We start from the raw sequence: 21,963 nt of genomic DNA, 5'->3' as shown, positions 1-21,963 counted from the left end.
CGCAATCGCAATCTTGGTTTTCGATGTCAAACCAATCGCTGACCAAAAGCTGACCAGCCCGTCAAGCTCGTGGCAAGGTTTTGGTCAGCACGTCAGCAAACTGCATGTTTCGAGGCTTTTCCACAGCAAAAAAGCCGTCTCCCGAACAGTTGGGAGACGGCTGTCATAGGAAAAATCAATTACAGATGGACATCGGGATCGAGCATTTGAGCACTCACGCGCATGGATGACGCCAGGTTTTGGAACGTTTCCAGACGCAGGCTATCGATCTGCCCGGCGTCCTCGGCCTCGCGAACGGCGCAGCCCGGCTCATGGACATGCGTGCAATCGCCAAACCGGCACGCGCGCGATGCCTCGACAATCTCGGGGAAAGCGCGCGCCAGACCCCGCTCGTGACCCACGAGCGGCAGGCTACGCAGGCCCGGGGCATCGGCGATCACGCCGGCGTCGCCCGGCAGTGCCACCATCACGCGCGCGACGGTAGTGTGACGGCCCTGATCGTCGCGTTCGCGCACACCGCCGGTCGCCAACGTATCGTGGCCCAGCAGCGCATTGAGCAGCGTCGACTTGCCGGCACCCGACTCGCCCAGAATCATGGCGCAGCTCCCGGCGGGCACGCAGGCACGGACCTCGTCCAGGCCGCGGCCCTCGGCAGAGGACGTCACGATCACGCGCACGTCCGGACCCACCAGGCGGCGCACGCGGTCCAGATCGCGCTCGAGTTCCTCGGCATCGCAGCGGTCAGCTTTGGTGAGTACCACCACCGGTTCGGCATCGCAGTCGAGCGCCAACACCAGCGAGCGCGCCACGCGGTCGAGCAGCACCTCGCCGGCACCGAGCGCCTGCACGATTAGCACGCTATCCACGTTGGAGCAGAGCACCTGACGCTCCCCGCGGGCACGGCCGCGCCAACGCTCAAAGCTCGTACGGCGCGGCAGCACGCACTCAATCACGCCCATATCGTGCCCGGGAGCGCGGCGCACCGCCACACGATCGCCCACGGCAGGCAGCAGGACCTCGTCCTCGCCGCGTGACTTGGCAAACCCCACAGCATGCTCGGCACGAAACGTGTCATCGGCAGTCGCCACCAGTGGAAACCCGCGATCCAAGCGCACCACGGCGCCAAGCTGCATCTGCTCGGGCTCCTCGGCATGTGCGCAGAAATCATCAAAGGCAGCCTGCTGGGCTTCATCGACCGGCAGGTCATCAAACGCCGGAACATCCTGCAGCGCGTCGAGCCCCGGCACGCTTGCCAGCAGCTCCTCAGCAGGTGCGGGAGCCTCGGTCGCGAGCTTCCGACGACGATCGCGCTTAGCCCGCGCCCCCGTCGTCTTTTTCTTCGCCTTAGCCTTAGCCTTAGCCACAAACGCCTCCCAGCACCAAAAATCACAACTGAGCAGGTATTTTCCCACAAAAAAGAGTCGGTCGAGCAAATGCTCGACCGACTCACACACTTTCCCTCAGCCTTTATCATCCACACGGGAGAAAAGTCAGCAACGTCACCGCAGGGCCCGCCCGCCGAGAGGGGTTTCCAAAGGGCACATCCTTTATTCAAAACGAGCGGCCGAGCAATTGCTCGGCCGCTCACCTTCTTTCCCTCAGCCCTTTTTCATCCGCGCGGGAGAAAAGCCAGTAAGGATACCGTAGGGCCCACCCTGGGAGTGTTTTCTTCTGAGCGATCCCGCAGCGCGAAGCGCGAGGACCAGCGAAGAAGAAAACACGCAGGGGCGGGCCCGGACAGGTTAACTTACTCCTTCTCGACCGCGCGCATGATCGCCTTGTAGATCTCCATCAGCGGGATGATCAGGAAGGCCAGGCCCAGGGCAGCGACAACGCCCTTGAGCTCAAGCGTCACGGGGCCAAAGAACATCTCGGCAAGCGTCGGCTGCACGGTCACGATCACCGTCAGCACCAGTGCCAGCGCGGCGGAAGCCCACAGCCACTTGTTCTGCTTCTTCATGGTGAACAGCGACGCACGACGGCTGCGCATATTGAAGCAGTGGAAAATCTCGACCATGTTGAGCGTGATGAACGCCATCATCACGCCTTCCTCGTCGGCATTGCCGGCGATCATATCGGCGATGTGGATGTAGCCCATGTCAAAGTACACGCCCACAAAGAAGCTCGCCAGCACCAGCGCGGTGATGATTAGGCCCTGGACCACGCAGTCCAGACCCATATGTCCGGCAAAGACACCGTCCTTGGCGTTGCGCGGCTTGCGCTTCATGATGTCGCCCTCGGCATCCTCCATGCCCAGCGCAAGCGCGGGGAAGCAGTCGGTGACCAGGTTCACCCACAGCAGCTGCACCGGCTGGAAGATGGTAAAGCCGATGAGCGTGGCGATAAACACCGAGAACACCTCGGCAAGGTTGGCCGAAAGCAGGAACTGGATGACCTTGCGGATGTTGTCGTAGATGCGACGACCCTCTTCGCAGGCGCCGATGATGGTAGCGAAGTTGTCATCGGCAAGTACCATGTCGGCGACGTTCTTGGTGACGTCGGTACCGGTGATGCCCATACCAACGCCAATGTCGGCGCGCTTGATGGACGGGGCGTCGTTGACGCCATCGCCCGTCATGGCCACGATCTGGTCGCGCGACTTCCAAGCCTCGACGATGCGTGTCTTGTGCTCGGGCTGGACGCGGGCGTACACGCCGTAGTCCTCGATGTGCGCGTCGAGTTCCTCGTCGCTCATGCGATCGAGGTCGGCACCGGTGATGGCCTGGCTGCGATCGGCGACGATGCCCAGCTGCTTGGCGATGGCCACGGCGGTGTCGATGTGGTCGCCCGTGATCATGACGGTGCGGATACCGGCGTCGTGCGCCTCGTGGATAGCGTCGGCCACCTCGGGACGGACCGGGTCGATCATGCCGGACAGGCCACAGAAGACCAGGTCATGCTCGAGCGCAGCGGGGCTGCAGTCGTCGGGAACCTCGGTGTAGGTGCGGCTTGCCAGCGCCAGTACGCGCAGGGCCTCGTCGGCCATGGCCTTGTTGGCCGCCACGAGCTCGGCGCGGCGCTCCTCGGTCAGGGGGACGACCTTATCGCCCTCGTAGATATGGGTGCACAGGCCGATCACCACGTCGGGCGCACCCTTGGTGTACTGCTCGTACTCGCCATCCAGGGTCTCGACGACCACGGACATCATCTTGCGGCCCGAGTCAAACGGGGCCTCGCCCACGCGCGGATGCTCGGCAGTCAGGCCAGTGAGGCCCGCCTTGCCGGCGTCGTTGACGAGCGCGCACTCAGTCGGCTCGCCCACGGCCTCGCCCAGCTCCTCGTCCCACTGAGCATCGGAGCACAGCGCCATGCCGGCCAGGAACTTCTCCTTGGGCGCAGCGAGCTCGTGCTTGACGACGGTCATCTTGTTTTGGGTAAGGGTACCGGTCTTGTCGGAGCAGATGGTCTGCGTGCAGCCGAGAGTCTCGACGGCAGAGAGCTTGCGGATGATTGCCTGGCGCTTAGCCATCTTGGTCACGCCAAGCGATAGCACGATGGTCACGACGGCGACCAGGCCCTCGGGGATGGCAGCGACGGCGAGCGAGACGGCGACCATAAAGGTATCGAGCAGGGCGGTCGGGTCGGTAAGAACGTTGCCCACGCCGTGGCGGATGATATCAACGCCAAAGATGACGACGCAGATGACGATAACCATAATGGTAAGGATGCGGCTGAGCTCGGCGAGCTTCACTTGCAACGGCGTGAGCTCTTCCTTGGCCTCGGCCAGGGCGCCGGCGATCTTGCCCATCTCGGTGTTCATGCCGGTGCCGACCACGACGGCGCGACCACGGCCGTACACGACGGTGGAGCCCATATAGCACATGTTCTTACGGTCGCCGAGCGGCACGTCATCGGTGCCCGCAGCGAGCTCGATCACGTTGGCGTGCTTCTCTACGGGCACGGACTCGCCGGTGAGCGCGGCCTCTTCGATCTTCATCGTGGCGCTCTCGAGCACGCGGCAGTCGGCCGGGACGGAGTCGCCCGCCTCGAGCATGATCACGTCGCCGGGCACGAGCTCGGCGCTCGGCAGGTGCACGAGCTTGCCGTCGCGCAGCACCTTGGACTGCGCCGCACTCATCTCCTGCAGGGCCTCGAGGGCCTCCTCGCTCTTGGCTTCCTGGACCACGCCCAGCACCGAGTTGACGATAACGACGAACATGATGATGGCAACATCGGCAAAGTCGGGCTCGCCCTTGACCATGCCCGTGAGCGCACTGATGACGGCGGCAACGATCAGCATGATGACCATGGGGTCGGCCATCTGCTCAAAGAAACGCTTCCACAGCGGTGTCTTCTCGGCTTCCTCGAGCTTGTTAGGGCCTGTCTTGGCGAGGCGCGAAGACGCCTCGTCGTTGCTCAGGCCGAGGTTCTCATCGACACCTTGGTCGCTGAGCACCTCCGCCGCGGCGGACAGGTATTCCTTTTGCATATAGAGTCCCCTCCTGGGATTCGGGCCACTCAGCAGATTGATGCCCGATCATAATTCCCAGGAGAAGGGCAAGGGCTCATCAAGGCTGCCGTGCTGAGCGGCAGTTGATAGTGGAGCTATGGTACCCCAAAGCGACGCGTCTAGCCAAAACAATCGGTTTGGAAATATGGTCCGCACGCAACGGTGCAGACCGTGTGATGCTCAACATTGGTAAAACGTTTTTTCTTCGGCACATCGCCAAACTGACATATCTCCCAGATAGCAGCGGTTGGAGTGGTTGGTAAAGATTTTTCATATACCGTTTTTCCCGCAAAAAATGAACTTCCATTTCGGCATACGGTCGATTTTTTGGGGTATTCGGTCGGCATTTCGTTATAATCATCTCGGTTTTATTTCTTATGGTTTATCTATCAGCGCAAGACGATGTCAGATGGAGGTCTGAATGTACAAGCGCACTAAGATTGTATGCACCATGGGTCCCGCCTGCGATAGCGACGAGACCATCCGCGAGATGATCAAGGCGGGCATGAACGTCGCCCGTTTTAACTTCTCGCACGGCTCCTACGACGAGCACCACGGTCGCATCGAGCGCGTCCGCCGTATTTCCAAGGAGCTCGGTCTGCCTGTCGGCATCCTGCTCGACACCAAGGGCCCCGAGGTCCGCACCGGCCTTCTGGTCGACGGCAAGAAGGTTGCCGTCAAGACCGGCGATAAGATCGTCGTCACCGCTCAGCCCACGTCCGAGGATTTCCACGGCACCGCTGAGCACATCTCCCTCGACTACCTGGCTCTGCCTTCCGAGGTCGAGAAGGGCTCCCTCATCCTGATCGATGACGGCCTGGTTGCCCTCGAGGTCGAGTCCGTCAGCGGCCAGGACATGACCTGCGTCGTTAAGAACGACGGCCTGATTGGCGAGCGCAAGGGCGTCAACATGCCCAACGTCAACATTTCGCTGCCCGCCATCACCGAGCGCGATCGTCAGGACATCCTCTTTGGCCTGACCGAGAACATCGACTACATCGCCGCTTCCTTCATCCGTGACGGCGAGTCCGTCCGCGGCATCCGCAAGCTTTGCCGCGAGAACGGTGGCGAGCACGTGACGATCTTCCCGAAGATCGAGTGCGCCCTGGGCGTCGAGAACTTCGACGAGATCCTCGAGGCTTCCGACGGCATCATGGTCGCCCGTGGCGACCTGGGTATCGAGATCAAGCCCGAGCTCGTTCCGCACATCCAGAAGGAGATCATCGCCAAGTGCAACGCGGCCTACAAGCCCGTTATCACCGCTACGCAGATGCTCGACTCCATGCAGCAGAACCCGCGCCCGACGCGCGCCGAGGTTGCCGACGTTGCTAACGCCATCTACGACGGCACCGACGCCGTTATGCTGTCCGGCGAGTCCGCTGCCGGTAAGTACCCGGTCGAGGCCGTTAAGATGCAGGCCAGCATTGCTCTCGAGACCGAGAAGTACCTCCCGGCCCACGCTCCGCTCGAGGTTCCGGCCGACGCTCACGGCACCCGCGTCGTCAACAACGTTGTGGGTATGTCCGCTGTGAACATGGCCACCACCGTTGGCGCCAAGTGCATCACCGTGCCGACGACCACCGGTCGTACCGCTCGCCTGATCTCGCACTTCCGCCCCAACATGCCGATCTGCGCGTTCTCCCGCCACGAGTGGGCCGTCCAGCAGATGATCATGTACTGGGGCGTTATCCCGCACCAGGCCGAGATTACCCAGGGCACCGTCAACGGCACGATCGTCAAGGCGATCGAGACCGCTAAGGAGCTCGGCTACGTCGAGGCTGGCGATTTGACCGTCGCTACCGCCGGCGATCCCCGCATGAGCGTCCAGCTCGAGGACAAGGTCTCCTCGACCAACGTCGCTTACGTCGCTCAGGTGCGTTAAGTCGTACTTGCAAGCATGTTTGCATTGCAAAGGGCCCGGAAGGCATTGCCTTCCGGGCCCTTTTTTAAGACCTTCTTCATATGCAGCTTCATCGATTTGCGTTCAGTCGCAAGCCTCTCCGATGCCGAGCGCACCACCGAAGATGCCCTGCGGCGGGAGCTATTGGTCAATTGGAATGAACTGTTCACCGTTAAGCCGGCCGGCTAGCAGCTAGCGATCAGGGGGACTGCGGGAACGTCAGAAGCAGCAACGCGAGCCGCAAATCCCGCCTCGGTCAGCTCGATGACCTCGGTAAACGTTGCATCGAAAAACTCCTCGGTTAGCAGGCGATACGGCGGATGATCGGGCTCGCCGGGGTTTTCGCGTACAATCTCGTGCATGACGCCGATAGTCTTGAGCACATATTCTTTATGGATGGGATACTGCCCAAAACGCGTCGCAGCGGTATAGAGGCGATCGGTCGCACGCGGAATGGAAACGATGCCCAGCGTCTTGCCAAACCAGTCAAAATCGCCCTGCTTTTTAATGCGGAATTCCTCGCACGGCTTGCCGCCGTGTGCTTCCAGATACTGGTTCACACGCGTGTTCCATACCGTGTCGGCCACCAGATGCGACCAGACGCCCAGCGTTAAATCGAGCAGCGACTGCGCCACATCTTCGGACGCAAGCGAGAACTCACAGGCGCCGGGACCGACAACCGGCTCGGCATCCCTGTAGCGCTGAGGATAGTGCACGCGGTTCAGTCGCTCGCGCTCCTCGACAATCGAGGTAGCCTCAGCAGGTTCGCCCGCGGGTGCGCCTTTAAGCAGCGGCGCCACATAGGTATCCCAGAACTCGTGCTCGCGCGGCTTAGGGATAGGCTCGGGCTTTGCAAAGTGCGTAATGCGATACGGAATGGGATCGGCGATGCCAGGGACCATATAGCCCACGAAGATATCCGGAACCACGCAGCCAAACAAAAAGGCATTGCGGTCGCGCACGCTATCGGCAAGCACGCTAGCACGTGCCAGCAAGCGCTCCGTTTGAGCGATATGAATGTTCCAACTTGGCATAGCCACCCCCATAAAACCTGGTTAACTATACCATCACGGCAGAGTCGCACAGGCGGCCATACATACCCTACGCAGCAACTATTCCGCAGCACCGCTTTCGGTTCCATACGACGGCACGGGCGCCTCGACCACATGGTGATATCGATCGATATAGATGGCACGGGCCTCCAGGCGGCGCACCAAATCTTGATGGTGCGTACTCATCAAAACCGTCTTACCGGCAGCAACGTAGGCCAGCAAAAAGTTGACTACGATGTCGCACGAGTCCTCATCGAGCCCGTTGGTGGGCTCATCGAGCACTAGGATATCGGGGTTCATCGACACCACCGCAGCCAGCGCAACGCGCTTCTTTTGCCCGCCCGAAAGCTGATAGGGCGAGGCATCGACCAGATCGGCAACCTGGAACAGCTCCATGGCATCGCGGACGCGGCGCTCGAGCTCGTCTGTCGGCAGTCCCATCTGCGCGGGGCCAAAAGCAACTTCCTCGCCCACCGTAGCGCAGAACAGCTGGGCGTCGGCATTCTGGAACACAAAGCCCACGCGCTGATGAAAACGATGAGCGGCTGCGGAATCCTTGAGATATGCCGCATCGATCACGTGCCCGTCAAACAGGTACGCACCCGCGTCCGCGAGCTCAAGGCCGTTGATAAGGCGCATAATCGTCGTCTTACCGCAGCCGTTGGGACCGAGCAGGGCAACGAGTTCACCACGATCGACCTGCAGCGACACACCATCGACCACCGTATGACCCGCATAGGAGAACACCACGTCGCGCAGCTCGATGAGCGGCACGACCTCGGCGCCGCCCGCACCGTTCGTGCCCGCCGCACTATTCATATCGATCGTCAAAACGTCGCCCTTCCCTATTTGCATCCCCAGTCGGAACCAGCAGCGCCTACAGCACGGCGCACAACACTGCCAGCAGCGCCACGCCGGCCGCATAGACCGCATCACGCCAGCCAAACCCAGCGCGTGCAGGCGCCGGATACGCACCGGCAAAGCCGCGGCAAAGCATAGCCTCATCCATCGCGCGGCTGCATTCCATCGCCTTGATAAAGGTCATGCCCATGATACCCGCCAGCGAGTCGGTACGCGAAAAACCCGCAGGTGCACGGCCAACGCTGCGCAGCATGACCGATTCGCACAGATCGTGCGCCGTGCGTCCCAGCACCTCGATATGCTTGAGCGCCATATCAAACGTAAAGATAACTTCGTCGGGTAGATGTAGCATCTTGAGCGCCGCCGACATGCGGCTCCACGTGAGGGTCCACGAAACACCCAGCACCAGCGACACATTAATAAACGTCTTGAGCGCGATCTTGAGCATGGCACCCGTGGCAGACGCGCCCAGCAACAGGGCAGGCAGTGCCAGAACCACCGCGAGCCCCGCAGCGCCAAGCGCCGGCACAAAGGTTGCCCGCAGCCCGCGTACGGGGCGCACGGCAACGAGCACCAGCGCGATAGCCGCCATCAACATGAGGTACAGCGGGCTCTGCGTCAGGCACACGCACAGAACGCAAACGAACATCCCTACCAAACGCACCGGGGCCGAAACGGAAGAAAGGGCGCGGTCGATTATCGACCCGCCCTTGTGTGCGCCGCCGCCCAGGCGAACCCGCTCAAGCAGGCTCGCCAGGTGCAGGACGTTCTTTTGCATCACACGATGTCGAGCCCCCGCGGGCTCGTAACGCTGCTCGACCGCGAGCCAGCTAGGCAGCTCGGCTATTGCCATGAGCACCGCTTTCCTTGACCGTCAGCGAGAACAGGCGGAATGCGATGGTGAGCACCGCCACGCCAATCACGCCCGAAAGGATATACATCGCGGCCTGGCCGGCAAAGCCAAGGCCCTGCTCCTCGGAATAGGCCTGCAGATAATCGCCCGTGGGCAGGGCATCGGCAAAGGTCGGGGTATCGAGACCGACCGAAGCCTGCAGGCTGTCGTCGCCAGCCTCTTGAACGGCGGTCGCGGCGCCCTCGGCGTCCCACTCGCCCCATGCGTCACCTGTGGCCAACAGGCCCAGCGGCGTGGCCACGACAAGCACGGCGACCAGGATGAGCGTGGGGACCAGCGAGGTCTTCTTGGTGGCAGCGCTCTCGGCGGCAAGCTGGCCATCGACGGCCTCGGGACCGACGATAACGCTCGGCGCCGTCTTCTTAATGAAACCGTAGATGGCGGCCGTCGCTACGCCCTCGACCACGCCGGCAACCAGCATATGCGGGATCAACATTGCCGGAATAGCCACGGACAGCGGGAAGGGGCAGTACAGCGGAGCACCCGAGGCGTTGGTGAAGAGCATCGGCTGAATGCCAAACTCGATCGCCGCGCACAGGGCCGCCAGACACAGGCCGACCCAACCGCTCACGATGGCAGAAACCGAGGTGCCCCAGCTCTTGTCGTGCAGACGGCTGTTGAGCGCACGGAACACGATAGCAGCGGTAAACGGCAGCACAAAGGCCATGTTAAAGCAGTTGGCGCCAAAGGACAGAACGCCGCCGTCGCCAAACAGCAGCGCCTGCAGCGCCAGCGCGACCGAAACCGCGATGGCAGCGGCCTCGGGACCCAGCAGCAGTGCGATGAGCGCACCACCAACGGCGTGACCAGTGGTGCCACCGGGCAGCGGCACGTTGAACATCATGAGCAAGAAGGAGAATGCGGCGCAAATGCCCAGGAACGCCATGTGCTCGCGATCGAGCGTGGCGCGTACCTTTTTAATGCAATGGACCCAAACGGGCACCATCGCCACCGCCATAACGGCATCGGTCTGCGGGGACAGATAATTATCGGGAATATGCATGAGCCCTCTCAATCAGAACGTTGCGTGTTACGTTTCCAACAATCCGTAACACCGACTCTGCATACTAACAAAAAGGCGCACCGCCCACAACGCAGCACGCCCTTGCAATACGTACGTTATTAACCCAGGTCCACGCACCGTCCATTAAAGGCCCATGCACTCCCAACTTTCCGGTCACCCGGAAGAAGGTGCAGTCCGCTCGCAACAAGGTTAACGCAGGAACCCGCCCCCGAGAGGGGTTTTCTAAGGCAACATCCCGCAGCCGCGAAGCGGCGAGGACGTTGCCGTGAAAACCCCGCAGGGGGCGGGTTCCGAACGGCAAAGATTACGAGCGAACCTCGCCGTTTACGCCCTTGCACACCTTGGTGACGATCTTCTGGTGCGCCTTCTCGACCTCTTCGCTGGTAAGCGTGTGGTCATCCGAGCGATACGTGAGCGCAAAGGCCATGGACTTCTTGCCCGCACCGATGCGGACCGGATCGCGGTAGACATCGAACAGGCGCACGCCCTCGAGCAGCTTGCCGCCGGCACTGGTAATGCGACGCTCAAGATCCTCGCAGGTCACAGTGTTGTCGACCACAATGGCAAGGTCATGCTCAACAGCCGGGTACTGCGAGAACTCGCGATAGTTCTCCTGGTTGCGGGCGCCCTTGATCAGCTTGTCCAAGTCGAGCTCAAAGGCAACGACGACCTCATCGATGCCCATCGCCTCGCGCGCCTCGGGGTGAATCTCGCCGACCCAGCCCAGCACGGTTCCGCCGGACAGAACCTCGGCCGCACGACCCGGCTGCAAGAAAGCGTAGCCCTCGCCCTCGACGGGACGGAAGCGAACCTTCTCGATGCGCAGCTGGGCGAGCAGCTCCTCGACAATGCCCTTGCCAAAGAAGAAGCGCAGCTTGCGGTACTTCATGTTCCAGGACTGCTCGCTCCACTGGCCCGAGAGCACGCCCGCCACGGACTTGGTCTCCTTGGGCAGGCTGGCGTTCTCGCGACCGTGGAACAGGTTGCCGACCTCGTACAGGTGCACGTTGGGCGTACCGTGCGCCTCGTTGTAGGCCACGGACTGCAGCAGGCCCGGCAGCAGCGAACGACGCATCTCGGTCTGCTCGGCCACCAGCGGGTTCATGAGCACCACGGGGCAGCCGCGGCCTTCGGTGGACATGCCAATCTTCTCCAGGTCGCCCGGGGCGGCAAAGCCAAAGGTCGTGGTCTCGTTGAGGCCACAGGCGCGCAGGATCTCGCCGACCTTGCGGGTAAGCTTCTGCTCGCGCGTCAGGCCGCCGATGTGGTTCTTGGCAGCCGGAATGGTCGCCGTGACGCGGCCCATGCCCCATAGGCGCAGGACCTCCTCGATCAGGTCGATCTCACGCGGCAGGTCGGGACGGAAGCTCGGCGGCGTGACCATGAAGTCCTCACCGTCGCGCTCGACGGTGCAGCCCAGACGGGTGAGCGAACGCTCGATAAAGTCGGGCTCGATGTCGGCACCGCAGATGGCGTGCACACGGGCCAGGCGCAGCTTAATGCTGTCGATGGTCTTGGGCGCGGGGAAAACGTCGACATAGCCGGGAGCAACCTCGCCGCCGGCGATCTCTTCGATGAGCGCGCAGGTAACGTTGGCGACATCCACGCAGCCGGTCTCGTCAACCTGGCGCTCAAAGCGAATGGAGGCGTCGGAGATCAGCGACAGGTCACGGCTGGTGTGCGAGGTGCGGCCGGCGTTGAAGCAGGCGCTCTCGACCATCACGTCAACGGTATCGTCCTCGATCTCGGAATCCATGCCACCCATAACGCCGGCCAGCGCCACGGGACGCTCGCCGTCGGTGATGAGGCCCATGCCGGCGTCGAGCACACGCTCCTCGCCATCGAGCGTCGTGAACTTCTCGTCCTGCTGGGCGGCGCGAACCACCACGCGACGGTGGCCATCGCGCTCGGCAAAGGTGTCGAGGTCAAAGGCGTGCAGCGGCTGGCCGGTGAGCATCATCACGTAGTTGGTGATGTCGACGATGTTGTTGTGCGGGCGCACGCCCAGGGCGTTGAGGCGCTTGACCATCCAGTCGGGCGACGGGCCGACCTTGACGTTGCGCACGATGCGGGCAACGTAGCGGTCACACAGGCCCTCGTCGGCAATCTCGACCGAAAGCTCGTCGTCGGTCGCACGGCCGGTCTCCGCCTTGATGGCGGGCAGCTCCACATGGAAATCGCGGTCGAAAATGGCACCGGTCTCGCGGGCCATGCCGATCATGGACAGGCAGTCGGGGCGGTTGGGCGTGATCTCACAGTCGAGCACGGTGTCGCTCGAGCCCACATACTCGGCAAACGGCATGCCGCAGGGCGTATCCTCGGGCAGGATCATAATGCCGGAGTGGTCGCCGCCCAGGCCGAGCTCGCGTGCGGAGCAGTTCATGCCCATGGACACGACGCCGCGGAGCTTGCTCTTCTTGATTTTGACGTCGCCGGGAAGCACGGCGCCGATCATGGCCGTGACGATGTGGTCGCCGGCCTCGAAGTTCTGCGCGCCGCAGACGATTTGCAGTGGAGCGGGATTGCCGTCGGCGTCGAGGTTCTTGTCACCCACGTCGACCGAGCACACATACATGTGGTCGCTATCGGGGTGCGGGGTCTTGGTGAGCACCTTGGCGGTCACCACGTGGTCGAAGGACTCGCCCACGGTGTCGATCGCCTCGACCTCGGTGCCGGTACGGATATATTCGTCCGAAAGGGTCTTGGGATCCTCCGGAATATCGATCATGGTCTTGAGCCAGTCGTAAGAAACGCGCATCTAACTGGTCTCCTTTCATAAATGCGGCTTTGAGCCAAAAACTGCAACGGAGACGGGTTTTCCAAGTGCCGCAGATTGCCTTGAAAGAGGAGGGCCGCGTACTTAGGTACGCAACCGACGATTGAAAGGCAAGGTGCGGTGCTTGGGAAAGCCGCCGGGCCTAGAACTGATTTAAGAAGCGCATATCGCCCGTCATAAGCGTTCTGAGGTCGGGCAGGTCGTAGCGCAGGGCCGCGACGCGCTCGGCGCCAATACCAAAGGCGAAGCCGGTGTACTTCTCGGGGTCGATGCCGCAGTTGATCAGGACGTTGGGGTCGACCATGCCGCAGCCCAGGATCTCGATCCAACCGCTGTGCTTGCAGAAGTTGCAGCCCTTGCCGCCGCAGACGTGGCAGCTCACGTCCACCTCACAGCTGGGCTCGGTGAAGGGGAAGAAGTGCGGGCGGTAACGCGTCTTGCGATCCTCGCCAAACATGCACTTAACAAAGTAGTCGAGCGTGCCCTTGAGGTCGCCAAAGGTGATACCCTCGTCGACGACCAGGCCCTCGATCTGGTTGAACTGCGGCAGGTGGCAGGCGTCGGCCGTGTCGGGACGATAGACGGTGCCCGGGCAGATCATGTAGATGGGCGGCTTCTGCGACTCCATAGTGTGGATCTGCACGCCCGAAGTCTGGGTGCGCAGCAGCACGTCGGACTCGCCGTGGGCGTGAGCCTCGGGGTGCGCGACGCTGCCGGGGTTGTTGTCGACCACGTAGAAGGTATCGCGGGCCGAGCGGCTCGGGTGATCCATGGGGGCGTTGAGCGCGGTGAAGTTGTAGTAGGAGGTGTCGACCATGGGGCCGGACTCGACGGTGTAGCCGATGCCGCAGAAGATGTCCTCGGCCTCCTCGATAATCTGCTTGATCAGGTGCTGGTGGCCGATCTGCGGACGGATGCCCGGCAGCGTGATGTCGACGGCGTCGTGCTCCAGTGCGCGCTTGAGGGCGGCGGCCTTCATCTCGGTGTTGCGCTCGTCGAGCATGCCCTCAATCAGCTGGCGCATCTCGTTGGCTCGCTTGCCCATCACGGGACGATCCTCGGGGGCGAGCTTGCCCATCATGCGCATCAGGCCGGTGATGCGGCCCTTGCGGCCGAGCAGCTCAACGCGCGCAGCCTCGAGCTTGGCTGCGTCGTCGGCGCCTGCGACGAGCTCCTTGGCCTCTTCCTCGAGTTTGACCAGATCATCAATCAGACTCATGTCTTCCCTTTCGTCTCTCGCGCTCTCCGTTTGCCGAGGCGGCTGCCACCGTCTGGCGTTGTGAAAACGCGGCCCGGTTCGGTAATAAAAAAACCGTCCTCGGGCATGTGCATTGCCCAAGGACGGTTGAATTCCGCGGTACCACCTTGTTTGACCCGGCGGATGTCTGGCCCGCCGCGCCCACTCTGTGCCCCTTGTCGCGAGGCTCACGGCTTCCCTACTGGGGCTTCGCCGCCGCTGGCTGCGTGCCCGTTGAGGTCGCTGCTCGGGAGTGAACGCTTGGCCCTTGTCACCGCAGGAAGGCTCGCAGCCCATGACCTTCCCTCTCTTGCCGGCGACGCGGCGGGCAAAACCCTCTCCGTCAACGCATTGGGCTATAGGATAACACATTCTGCGTGTGCATCGCCGCGTTCCGTTTTGTTCGCACTGGGTACAAGGCAGGTAGCTGTGCAAACTGGCCGCGCGCCCACCCGAAGCGCTCGGCTCACGAGATCAAGGATATGGTATGGGAAAGAAACTCGATAAGAAGGCCGAGCCTGCAGCGGGCAAGACATCCAAAGGCATGAAGGTCGATAAGGCCGTCAAAAAATTCCGCAAGCTCGAAGGCAAGCTGTGGACTCGTGAGTACCTGCTCAAGATTGCCGAGTTCGATGGAGCGACGATTGCTCCTGCCAACGGCGCAGCAGCGCGTGCCGACGCCATGGGCACGCTTGCCGGCGAGCATCACAAGCTGCTGACCAGCGAGAAGTCCGTTGAGCTCGTACGCTCGTTAGCGCGCGAGACCGTCGCCGGCGGCAAAATCGACGACCCTCAGCTGCTCGACGAGATCCGTGTGCTCGGCCGCGATCAACGTGAGGCCAGTGCCATCCCCACCGAAGAAGCCGAGGCCTGGACCAGGCTCACCTGCGAGGCGGACGCCGTGTGGCACAAGGCCAAGGCTGCCAACGACTGGGCGAGCTTTGAGACCTATGTGGATAGAATCGTCGCCCAACTTAAGCATCAGGCCGAGCTCATGGACCCCAAGCGCGATCCATACGACGTTTGGCTCGACCAGTACGAGCGCGGCCTTTCCGCCAAGAGCTTCGACGCGTTTTGCGATGAGGTCAAGGCCACGGTCGTGCCGCTCGTGCACGCCATCGGCGAGCACGGCCAGCAGCCGGCTGCCGACTTTTTGCACGCCCACGTGCCCGAGGCTGCCCAGCGCGCCATGAGCTTCGACCTTATGAAGCTTGTCGGCCTGGACCTGGACGACACCACGCTTGCCTTTACCGAGCATCCGTTTAGCGAGGGCTTTGCCGTGGGTGATGCGCGCATCGCGACGCACATCTACGAGGACGACTGCATCTCCAACGTCTACAGCATCATCCACGAGGCGGGGCACACCATGTACGAGCTGGGCGTCAATCCCGCCTATGCGCGCACGTGCTTGGAGGGCGGCACCTCCATGGGCATCCACGAGAGCCAGAGCCGCTTTTTCGAGAACACCGTGGGTCGCAGCCGCGCCTTTATGGGCCCGCTGCTCGAGGTGCTGCGTCGTCACGCGCCCGAGGTCTACGGCGACGTCGACGAAGACACGCTCTACCGCGCCGTGAACATCGCGCAGCCGTCGTTGATCCGCACCGAGGCCGACGAGCTCACCTATCCGCTGCATATTATGGTGCGCTACCAGATCGAGCGCATGCTGTTTGCCGGCGAGGCTGCGGCCAAGGACATCCCCGCGCTTTGGAACCGCTTTATGGACGAGTACCTGGGCATTCCCGTTCCCGACGACACGCACGGCTGCCTGCAGGATACGCATTGGAGCGGCGGTTCGTTTGGCTACTTCCCCACGTATGCGCTGGGTAGCGCCTACGATGCCATGTTTGTGCCGGCCATGTGCCGCGACGGCGTCGACCTTACCGGTGCCTGCGCGAGCGGCGACTTGGCACCCGTCCGCGCGTGGCTGGGCGAGCACATTTGGCAGTGGGGCCGCGCCAAGGACGCGCCGGAACTCATCAAGGGTGCCTGCGGCATGGATTTTGACGCCCGCTACTACTGCAGCTACCTGCAGGACAAGTTCACCACGCTGTACGAGCTGTAAGGATTGACCAGCACGCCATCGCCAACGCCAACTATGTTGACGCCAATGTCTTGGCAACGTCAGCGAAAACGACCCTAAGCGAGCAAGGTGACGTGAAATGAAAGGGCGCTGACCTTCTGGTCGCGCCCTTGAAATTGAACGTCAGATTGCCGCTTAGGGGCGTTTGCAGCGTCGAGCAGTTACGCGGTTTGGTAAAACCGCGTAACTACAGAGCCTCGAGTGCGTTGGCGATGCGCTTCATGGCGGCATCGGCGGATGCTTGGTCGGGCGCCTCGGCCAGCACGCGAATCACCGACTCGGTTCCGCTCTTGCGCACGAGCACGCGGCCCTCGCCTGCCAGCGCAGCCTCGGCCTCGGCGATGGCGTTCTGCACGCCCATGTTCTCGAGCGCGGCGTCCTTGTCCGCCACGTGCACGGCCACCTGCGCCTGCGGCAGCAGCTTGCACGGAGCCGTGAGCTGCGAGAGCGTCTCGCGCTCGGCACGAATCACTTCCATCACGCGCAGTGAGGTCATAATGCCGTCGCCCGTGCGCTCGATATCGCCAAAGATCGTATGGCCCGTCTGCTCGCCACCCAGGCTGTAGCCGCCCGCGCGCATCTTGGCATACACGTGACGGTCGCCCACGCCGCTGGTCACGGCGCTCAGACCGGCAAGCTCCAGCGACTTGACCAGGCCAAAGTTGCTGGCAATCGTCGGCACCACGGTACCGCCCGAGAGTCGCCCGTGCTTGTTCAGATACACGCCGCACACGTACAGGATCTGGTCGCCGTCTACCACGCGACCGCGCTCGTCCACGGCCAAGCAGCGATCGGCATCGCCGTCATAGGCAAAGCCCACGTCCAGGCCCTGCTCCACCACGTGGCGCTGTAGACGCTCCATATGCGTGGAGCCGCAGTCGACGTTGATGTTAAAACCATCAGGCGCGGCATTGATCACGCGCACGTCGGCGCCCAGCGCGTCGAACACCGGCTTGGCCACCGAGGACGCCGAGCCGTTGGCGCAGTCGATGCCGATCTTGACGCCCTGCAGCGAAAAGTTCGCGCTGGCGATGAGCGAGGCAATGTAGCGGTTGCGGCCCTGCATGTAGTCCACCGTGGCGCCGATGTGGTTGCCCGTGGCCAGCGGCACCTCGCTCTTGCCATCGACGTAGTCCTCGATGAGCTCCAGTACGTCCTCGTCCATCTTAAAACCGTCGCTATTGACGAGCTTAATGCCGTTATCGCAAAACGGGTTGTGGCTCGCGCTGATCATGATGCCGCAATCGAAGCAGCCTTCCACGGTCTGATGCGCCACGCCCGGCGTCGGGATCACGTGCAGCATATAGGCGTCCGCACCGCTCGCGACCAGGCCACTCACCAGCGCCGCCTCGAACATATAACTCGAGCGACGCGTGTCCTTACCCACGATGACGCGCGCCTTGCGCTCGCGGTTGGCGCCGTAATACCAGCCCACAAAACGGCCAATCTTATAAGCGTGCTCTACCGTCAGCCCAACGTTAGCCTCACCGCGAAAGCCGTCGGTGCCAAAGTACTTCATGCGCTCTCCTTACAAAATAGGGGCGAACAGATTGCCTGTCCGCCCCAAAATGGTACTCGATTATCTGCGCTACCAGAAAAACCCTACGCCGACGCGCTGTCGCGAGCCGCCTGGCATGTAGGAGTCTGACGCAGCGTAAGCGGCTTGTCCCCCGCCTCGGCTGACGTGGTCAGCGTATATGTGATCGTCGTCGTCTCGCCAGCATGCAGGTCAACGGTGCCCGAATAGAAGGGGATTCCATGCCACGTAGCGGCGCCAAGACCAAACTGGGTGCCCTCGACGGTCAGATCAGTAATGTTGCCGCCCGTCGGGGCAAACAACGAGACATTCAGACGCTCGTCGTCGCGCGCGGCATCGGGCGCGCTCGCCGCGACGTAGTCGGGCAGCTTGCCGGCCTCCTCCTGCGTCATGATGTTCGTCAGGGTAACGGTGATGCGATACGAGCATGTGCCGTCACCGTTCTTGATGCCCTGGCCAATCTGCGTATCGGCATTCAGGTACCAGTCGAGCTTGGAGAAGCTCAGGTTGTTAAAGTAGACACCAGCAACGGGATCTTCACTCGGGTCATCCGGATCGGGCAGCGAGGCGTCGATGTTCATCTCCTTGATAGCGTTCTGCTCGTCATCGTTTTTCATCCACGCGATCAGGCGGCCCTCTTCGGCACCGCGCTCAACGGCGCTGACAAGCTTCGTAACATCGACATCGCCGATACCGCCAAGGATCTTGTCGAAGGCAGCGCTGGCGACGGATGCAAAGATGCCGTCCGACTCCTCGACCGGATAGTTCCAGTACACATCGTGCATGAGGACCTTTGCGGCGTTGGTGCCGTCGACAACCGTTCCGTCGGGCAGCGACACGTTACCGACCAGGCCCAGCAGATACTGCAGGAACACCGGGTCGATACCCACGACGCCGTCAACGTCCTGGCCATATTGAGATTTCCACAGGGCTGCGACACGCTGCGAGTTGCGGGGCCAATCAGGCGAATAGGTATTGCCCGAGTTGTACAGGTTACTGTGGTTGCCGAACAGCGCCTCATCCTCTTCGTCGACGCTCTCGACTGCCTCATCCTCGCTGAGTCCAATGCGGGGAACAAACTCGCCGATCGACATCTGGCCGTCGGTGACCGAAATCAGGCCCTGCGAACCGCCAAAGCCGCCGCAGGCACGAATCTCGACGTTGTTCATGGCGTACATAAGGTAGTTGCGCGTCTGGCCGTTGGCGCCGAGCATCTGGGGAAGGACGGGGGCGACCTTCTCCGCCGCGTCAACCGCGCCGTTGAGGGTGGCAAAGCCGTCCTTGGCCTTATCGACCAGCTCGGTCACCTGGGAAATATGAGTATCGCCAATGCCCTGGATCTTTTCGTTGGCGCTCTTGAACACCTTCGAGCTGTTGGAAAGCGAATCGGCGACCGCCTGCAGCGCGGACACGTTAATCATGCCATCCTGGAACAGCTTGCCGGGCGTTGCCCGCGAGAGGTTGTCGGCCATGGGAATCAGCGCGCCGCTAGAGACATCGGACAGGGCGTCGATCATGGTGCGGGCAGCATTGATGTCGCTGCCATACACCGGGATAAACGAAGCCGCCGTCCACAGCGGGCTCGAGGTCTCCGCCTTCATGCTGTCGCAGAGCTCATCAATCTTCTTCGCGTCGTCAGGCAGCGTCGAAAAATCGCCCGACGTGACCTTGTCCTTAAGGCCACCGACGATCTCGACAGCCTCCTTCGCTTCGCTCTTTACGGTCTTTGCCGAGTTAAGCAGCATAAAGCCGCTTGCGCCAAGCGCAACGAGAAGCACCGCGACTACAGCGGCAATAATGGCGCCAGTGTGACGCTTTTTGCGCTCGCCCTTGCGATGGCGATGACGGACCAGACCGTCAGAGGTCGAACTCGACGAAGCGTCGCTACCGTAGTTCAAGCCAAAATCGTAATAATCTTCCTTGGAACCCGAGCCCGCAAACTCGGCACCGCTATCATCCAGGCGGGCGAACGTGCCAGTCTCGGAGGCGCCGGTGTAAATCGTGCCAAGGTTACCCGTAAGCCCCGCGCCACCGGCAGAGGGAGTATTGTTGGCGGCCTTGCCGGCATTAACGTTGCCGGCGGTATTCGCGGCGTTGGCAGCACCTGCGTTGTTCGCAGGTATCGAAGGGGCCCCGCTCGGCTGCGACGTGGAGGTTGCACCGCCCGCAAAGACATTCCCTCTTGCACGGCCGGTCTTTTTTGCCTTTTGAGACTGCTCGTACAGAGCGGTAAACATCGCCGTCTCGCCCGGGGACACGCGCTTACCGGAACCGCCCTGCCCAGCGCCGCCCGGCGTGCCGGCCTTACCAGCCCCGTTCGGACGCGGCGGAACTGCAGGACGGCCGCTATCGCTGCCCTTAAAGTGATTACCAGCCATAAAGAAATCCTCGCAATTGAGTCGCAATGAAAAAGTCCATAACGTTACTAGTTTATGGCATTTTGAGCATCGACAGCTAAACTCCAGACACGGACATCAATTGGCGAAAATGTGGCACAACGCCTTTTCCGTCTTGGCGGCGGCGCCAGCTACACCGTGAGGAACATCATCACGATGATCATGGCAAAGCCGATAAGGTCGGTCGGCAAAAACACCGTGCCCAGCATAACGGCGCTGGTGATGGTCGCCGAAACCGGCTCCACAGTTCCGATGAGGCTCGCACGCACCGAGCCGATGTCCTTAACGCCCTGCATATAGAGCATGTAAGCAAAAAACGAGCCGATAACCACGAATACCGCGAGCGCCTCGACGCCGGCAGCGTCGAGTGCCGGCATATGCGCCCAAGGCTGCACGAAGACGCACGAGACCACGCCCGCCGTGAGCATTGCCGAGCCCGTGACGATGGGGCTGCCGTATTCGGGCAGGATCTTGGCGGGAATCACCGCCATACACGTGGCGCTGACCGCACACATAAGGCCTGCGACCAGGCCAAGCGGCGATATGCTCAGACTGGTAGGGTCGCCGCCGGTAGCGATTAAAAAGGTGCCGCCCAGGGCCAACCCAATGCCAACGGCCTCACGCACGCGAGGCATGCGATGGTCGATCACGCAGGTGTAGCCCATAATGATGACCAGTTGCAGGCATTGGAGCACCGTCGCGGTTCCGGCATTGGTCAGGCGCACGGCCGAAAGATAACAAAACTGGTTGAACAGCAGACCAAAGGCGGTAAAGAGCAGCAGCTGCTTGCGATCGGCGGGTGTGGTCCAGAGCTTAATCAGGCGCTCGCGGTCGCGCGTAACAACCACAGCCATAAAGAGTAGACCGGCGAGAATCTGACGCACGCTCATAAGCCACAAGGTGTCGACGTGGTAGGTATCGAACAGAAAGCTCGCGCTGGTGCCCGAGAAGCCCCAAAACGAACCGCCCACCAGCGTAGCCAAGACGCCCGTGATCATCTTGCGCGTCGAAGCGCTGTTCAGGCGCTCGCGCCAAGCGCGGCGGGTGCTACGGCTGAGCTCATCGGTGCCCTCGGGCACATCAATGTTCGATATATCGGTCATCGGCACCGAAGCCCCTGCGCCTTCGACCTGCTCGACACGCTCTTTGCTCATTCCATTCCCTCGAAGCAGCCTGGAAACAATTCGGCTTACCTTACCACGGCGAAGGCACCAGCTGGAGGCTTGTCCGCTTATCGGTAGGACAATTCCGCAGACGTCTTTCCATAGCTCGATACCGCAATGGCCTTGCATTATGCGACAGTCAAATCGCGGCAGCAGGCTCTTTTGAAATGGATATGACAAAGCCCCCGAATTCCACAATGTAAGCGATTTTTAAAAATGTTCTTGCCACCGAGTTCAGGCTCCGTTATATTATCCCTTGCGCGCTTGCGCACCCTTGATCGGGCGTTTAGCTCAGGGGGAGAGCGCTTCCCTGACACGGAAGAGGTCAGAAGTTCAAATCTTCTAACGCCCACCAAATGTTCGCAGCTCAGAGGCTATGTCCTCTGGGCTGTTTTGTTTTTTGTCGCTAAATCCGCTGGCAGTTCCAACCGTCATCGCAACGTAACAACAATTCACCTGACGAATGGCAGCCAAATATATTCAATACCCCAACATCAACAATAGCCAGGCACAAAACTGCGCCGCAAGCTGCTCCAACCGCCCAACTGGTCAAAAGCCGACCATCTACTTGCCA

13 protein-coding genes and 1 tRNA gene are annotated in these 21,963 nt (G+C 61.7%); 3 read left to right on the top strand and 11 right to left on the bottom strand.

The features are described from left to right. Positions 1 to 179: 179 nt before the first annotated feature. Both rsgA and PMX70_RS05325 read right to left on the bottom strand, forming a co-directional pair. A complete protein-coding gene (rsgA, locus tag PMX70_RS05330; protein ID WP_416378134.1) occupies positions 180 to 1,364 on the bottom strand; it encodes a ribosome small subunit-dependent GTPase A in 1,185 nt (394 codons plus the stop codon). A 383-nt stretch (positions 1,365 to 1,747) separates the two neighbouring features. Beyond that, positions 1,748 to 4,429, bottom strand: a complete 2,682-nt coding sequence (locus PMX70_RS05325; protein ID WP_117773233.1) for a cation-translocating P-type ATPase — start codon at positions 4,427 to 4,429, stop codon at positions 1,748 to 1,750. Between the two features lie 442 nt (positions 4,430 to 4,871). Between PMX70_RS05325 and pyk the strand changes: the two genes are divergently transcribed. Continuing rightward, a complete protein-coding gene (pyk, locus tag PMX70_RS05320) occupies positions 4,872 to 6,332 on the top strand; it encodes a pyruvate kinase (protein WP_117637393.1) in 1,461 nt (486 codons plus the stop codon). Positions 6,333 to 6,535: 203 nt separating this feature from the next. On the opposite strand, the gene PMX70_RS05315 is transcribed toward pyk, so the two are convergent. The 6 genes from PMX70_RS05315 to pheS all read right to left on the bottom strand — a co-directional run bounded on the left by PMX70_RS05315 (position 6,536) and on the right by pheS (position 14,195). Beyond that, the gene (locus PMX70_RS05315; RefSeq protein ID WP_117736236.1) at positions 6,536 to 7,384 is read right to left on the bottom strand and encodes a hypothetical protein; all 849 of its coding nucleotides are present in this window, start codon (positions 7,382 to 7,384) and stop codon (positions 6,536 to 6,538) included. Positions 7,385 to 7,462: 78 nt separating this feature from the next. Next, a complete protein-coding gene (locus PMX70_RS05310; RefSeq protein ID WP_271743110.1) occupies positions 7,463 to 8,233 on the bottom strand; it encodes an energy-coupling factor ABC transporter ATP-binding protein in 771 nt (256 codons plus the stop codon). Between the two features lie 46 nt (positions 8,234 to 8,279). Next, positions 8,280 to 9,116 (bottom strand): energy-coupling factor transporter transmembrane component T family protein, encoded by an 837-nt coding sequence (locus PMX70_RS05305; RefSeq protein ID WP_271743109.1) that lies wholly within the window; start codon positions 9,114 to 9,116, stop codon positions 8,280 to 8,282. Then, positions 9,094 to 10,179 carry a cobalt transporter CbiM gene (cbiM, locus tag PMX70_RS05300; RefSeq protein ID WP_271743108.1) on the bottom strand — a complete coding sequence of 362 codons (1,086 nt, stop codon included), beginning with the start codon at positions 10,177 to 10,179 and terminating at the stop codon, positions 9,094 to 9,096. The genes PMX70_RS05305 and cbiM overlap by 23 nt, the downstream gene beginning before the upstream one ends. A 325-nt stretch (positions 10,180 to 10,504) precedes the next feature. Then, a complete protein-coding gene (gene pheT, locus PMX70_RS05295) occupies positions 10,505 to 12,958 on the bottom strand; it encodes a phenylalanine--tRNA ligase subunit beta (RefSeq protein ID WP_271743107.1) in 2,454 nt (817 codons plus the stop codon). Positions 12,959 to 13,118: 160 nt separating this feature from the next. Then, positions 13,119 to 14,195, bottom strand: coding sequence for a phenylalanine--tRNA ligase subunit alpha (pheS, locus tag PMX70_RS05290; RefSeq protein ID WP_055250566.1), 1,077 nt, complete (start codon positions 14,193 to 14,195; stop codon positions 13,119 to 13,121). A 505-nt stretch (positions 14,196 to 14,700) separates the two neighbouring features. Between pheS and PMX70_RS05285 the strand changes: the two genes are divergently transcribed. Next, positions 14,701 to 16,275, top strand: coding sequence for a carboxypeptidase M32 (locus PMX70_RS05285; protein ID WP_271743106.1), 1,575 nt, complete (start codon positions 14,701 to 14,703; stop codon positions 16,273 to 16,275). Positions 16,276 to 16,480: 205 nt separating this feature from the next. Here the strand turns inward: PMX70_RS05285 and glmM are convergent, their stop codons facing one another. The 3 genes from glmM to PMX70_RS05270 all read right to left on the bottom strand — a co-directional run bounded on the left by glmM (position 16,481) and on the right by PMX70_RS05270 (position 21,380). Next, positions 16,481 to 17,812 carry a phosphoglucosamine mutase gene (glmM, locus tag PMX70_RS05280; protein WP_271743105.1) on the bottom strand — a complete coding sequence of 444 codons (1,332 nt, stop codon included), beginning with the start codon at positions 17,810 to 17,812 and terminating at the stop codon, positions 16,481 to 16,483. Positions 17,813 to 17,895: 83 nt separating this feature from the next. Further along, positions 17,896 to 20,208, bottom strand: coding sequence for a DUF4012 domain-containing protein (locus PMX70_RS05275; RefSeq protein ID WP_117839822.1), 2,313 nt, complete (start codon positions 20,206 to 20,208; stop codon positions 17,896 to 17,898). 149 nt (positions 20,209 to 20,357) lie between these two features. Then, positions 20,358 to 21,380 (bottom strand): DMT family transporter, encoded by a 1,023-nt coding sequence (locus tag PMX70_RS05270; RefSeq protein ID WP_172674587.1) that lies wholly within the window; start codon positions 21,378 to 21,380, stop codon positions 20,358 to 20,360. A gap of 289 nt (positions 21,381 to 21,669) precedes the next feature. Here PMX70_RS05270 and PMX70_RS05265 point away from each other — a divergent pair. Continuing rightward, positions 21,670 to 21,744 (top strand) — tRNA-Val (locus PMX70_RS05265). The last annotated feature ends 219 nt before the right edge of the window (positions 21,745 to 21,963 follow it).

The sequence above is a fragment of the Collinsella aerofaciens genome, from assembly GCF_028206795.1.
GTDB lineage: Bacteria > Actinomycetota > Coriobacteriia > Coriobacteriales > Coriobacteriaceae > Collinsella > Collinsella aerofaciens_AX.
The sequence above is the reverse complement of the archived record's forward strand: the minus strand, read 5'-3'. Positions and strand labels throughout refer to the sequence as shown.

Coding starts and splice junctions, on each gene's coding strand:
- PMX70_RS05325 (WP_117773233.1), bottom strand. CDS start 4,429: ATGCAAAAGGAATACCTGTCCGCCGCGGCGGAGGTGCTCAGCGACCAA.
- PMX70_RS05275 (WP_117839822.1), bottom strand. CDS start 20,208: ATGGCTGGTAATCACTTTAAGGGCAGCGATAGCGGCCGTCCTGCAGTT.
- PMX70_RS05285 (WP_271743106.1), top strand. CDS start 14,701: ATGGGAAAGAAACTCGATAAGAAGGCCGAGCCTGCAGCGGGCAAGACA.
- pheS (WP_055250566.1), bottom strand. CDS start 14,195: ATGAGTCTGATTGATGATCTGGTCAAACTCGAGGAAGAGGCCAAGGAG.
- glmM (WP_271743105.1), bottom strand. CDS start 17,812: ATGAAGTACTTTGGCACCGACGGCTTTCGCGGTGAGGCTAACGTTGGG.
- pheT (WP_271743107.1), bottom strand. CDS start 12,958: ATGCGCGTTTCTTACGACTGGCTCAAGACCATGATCGATATTCCGGAG.
- PMX70_RS05270 (WP_172674587.1), bottom strand. CDS start 21,380: ATGAGCAAAGAGCGTGTCGAGCAGGTCGAAGGCGCAGGGGCTTCGGTG.
- pyk (WP_117637393.1), top strand. CDS start 4,872: ATGTACAAGCGCACTAAGATTGTATGCACCATGGGTCCCGCCTGCGAT.
- PMX70_RS05305 (WP_271743109.1), bottom strand. CDS start 9,116: ATGGCAATAGCCGAGCTGCCTAGCTGGCTCGCGGTCGAGCAGCGTTAC.
- PMX70_RS05315 (WP_117736236.1), bottom strand. CDS start 7,384: ATGCCAAGTTGGAACATTCATATCGCTCAAACGGAGCGCTTGCTGGCA.
- cbiM (WP_271743108.1), bottom strand. CDS start 10,179: ATGCATATTCCCGATAATTATCTGTCCCCGCAGACCGATGCCGTTATG.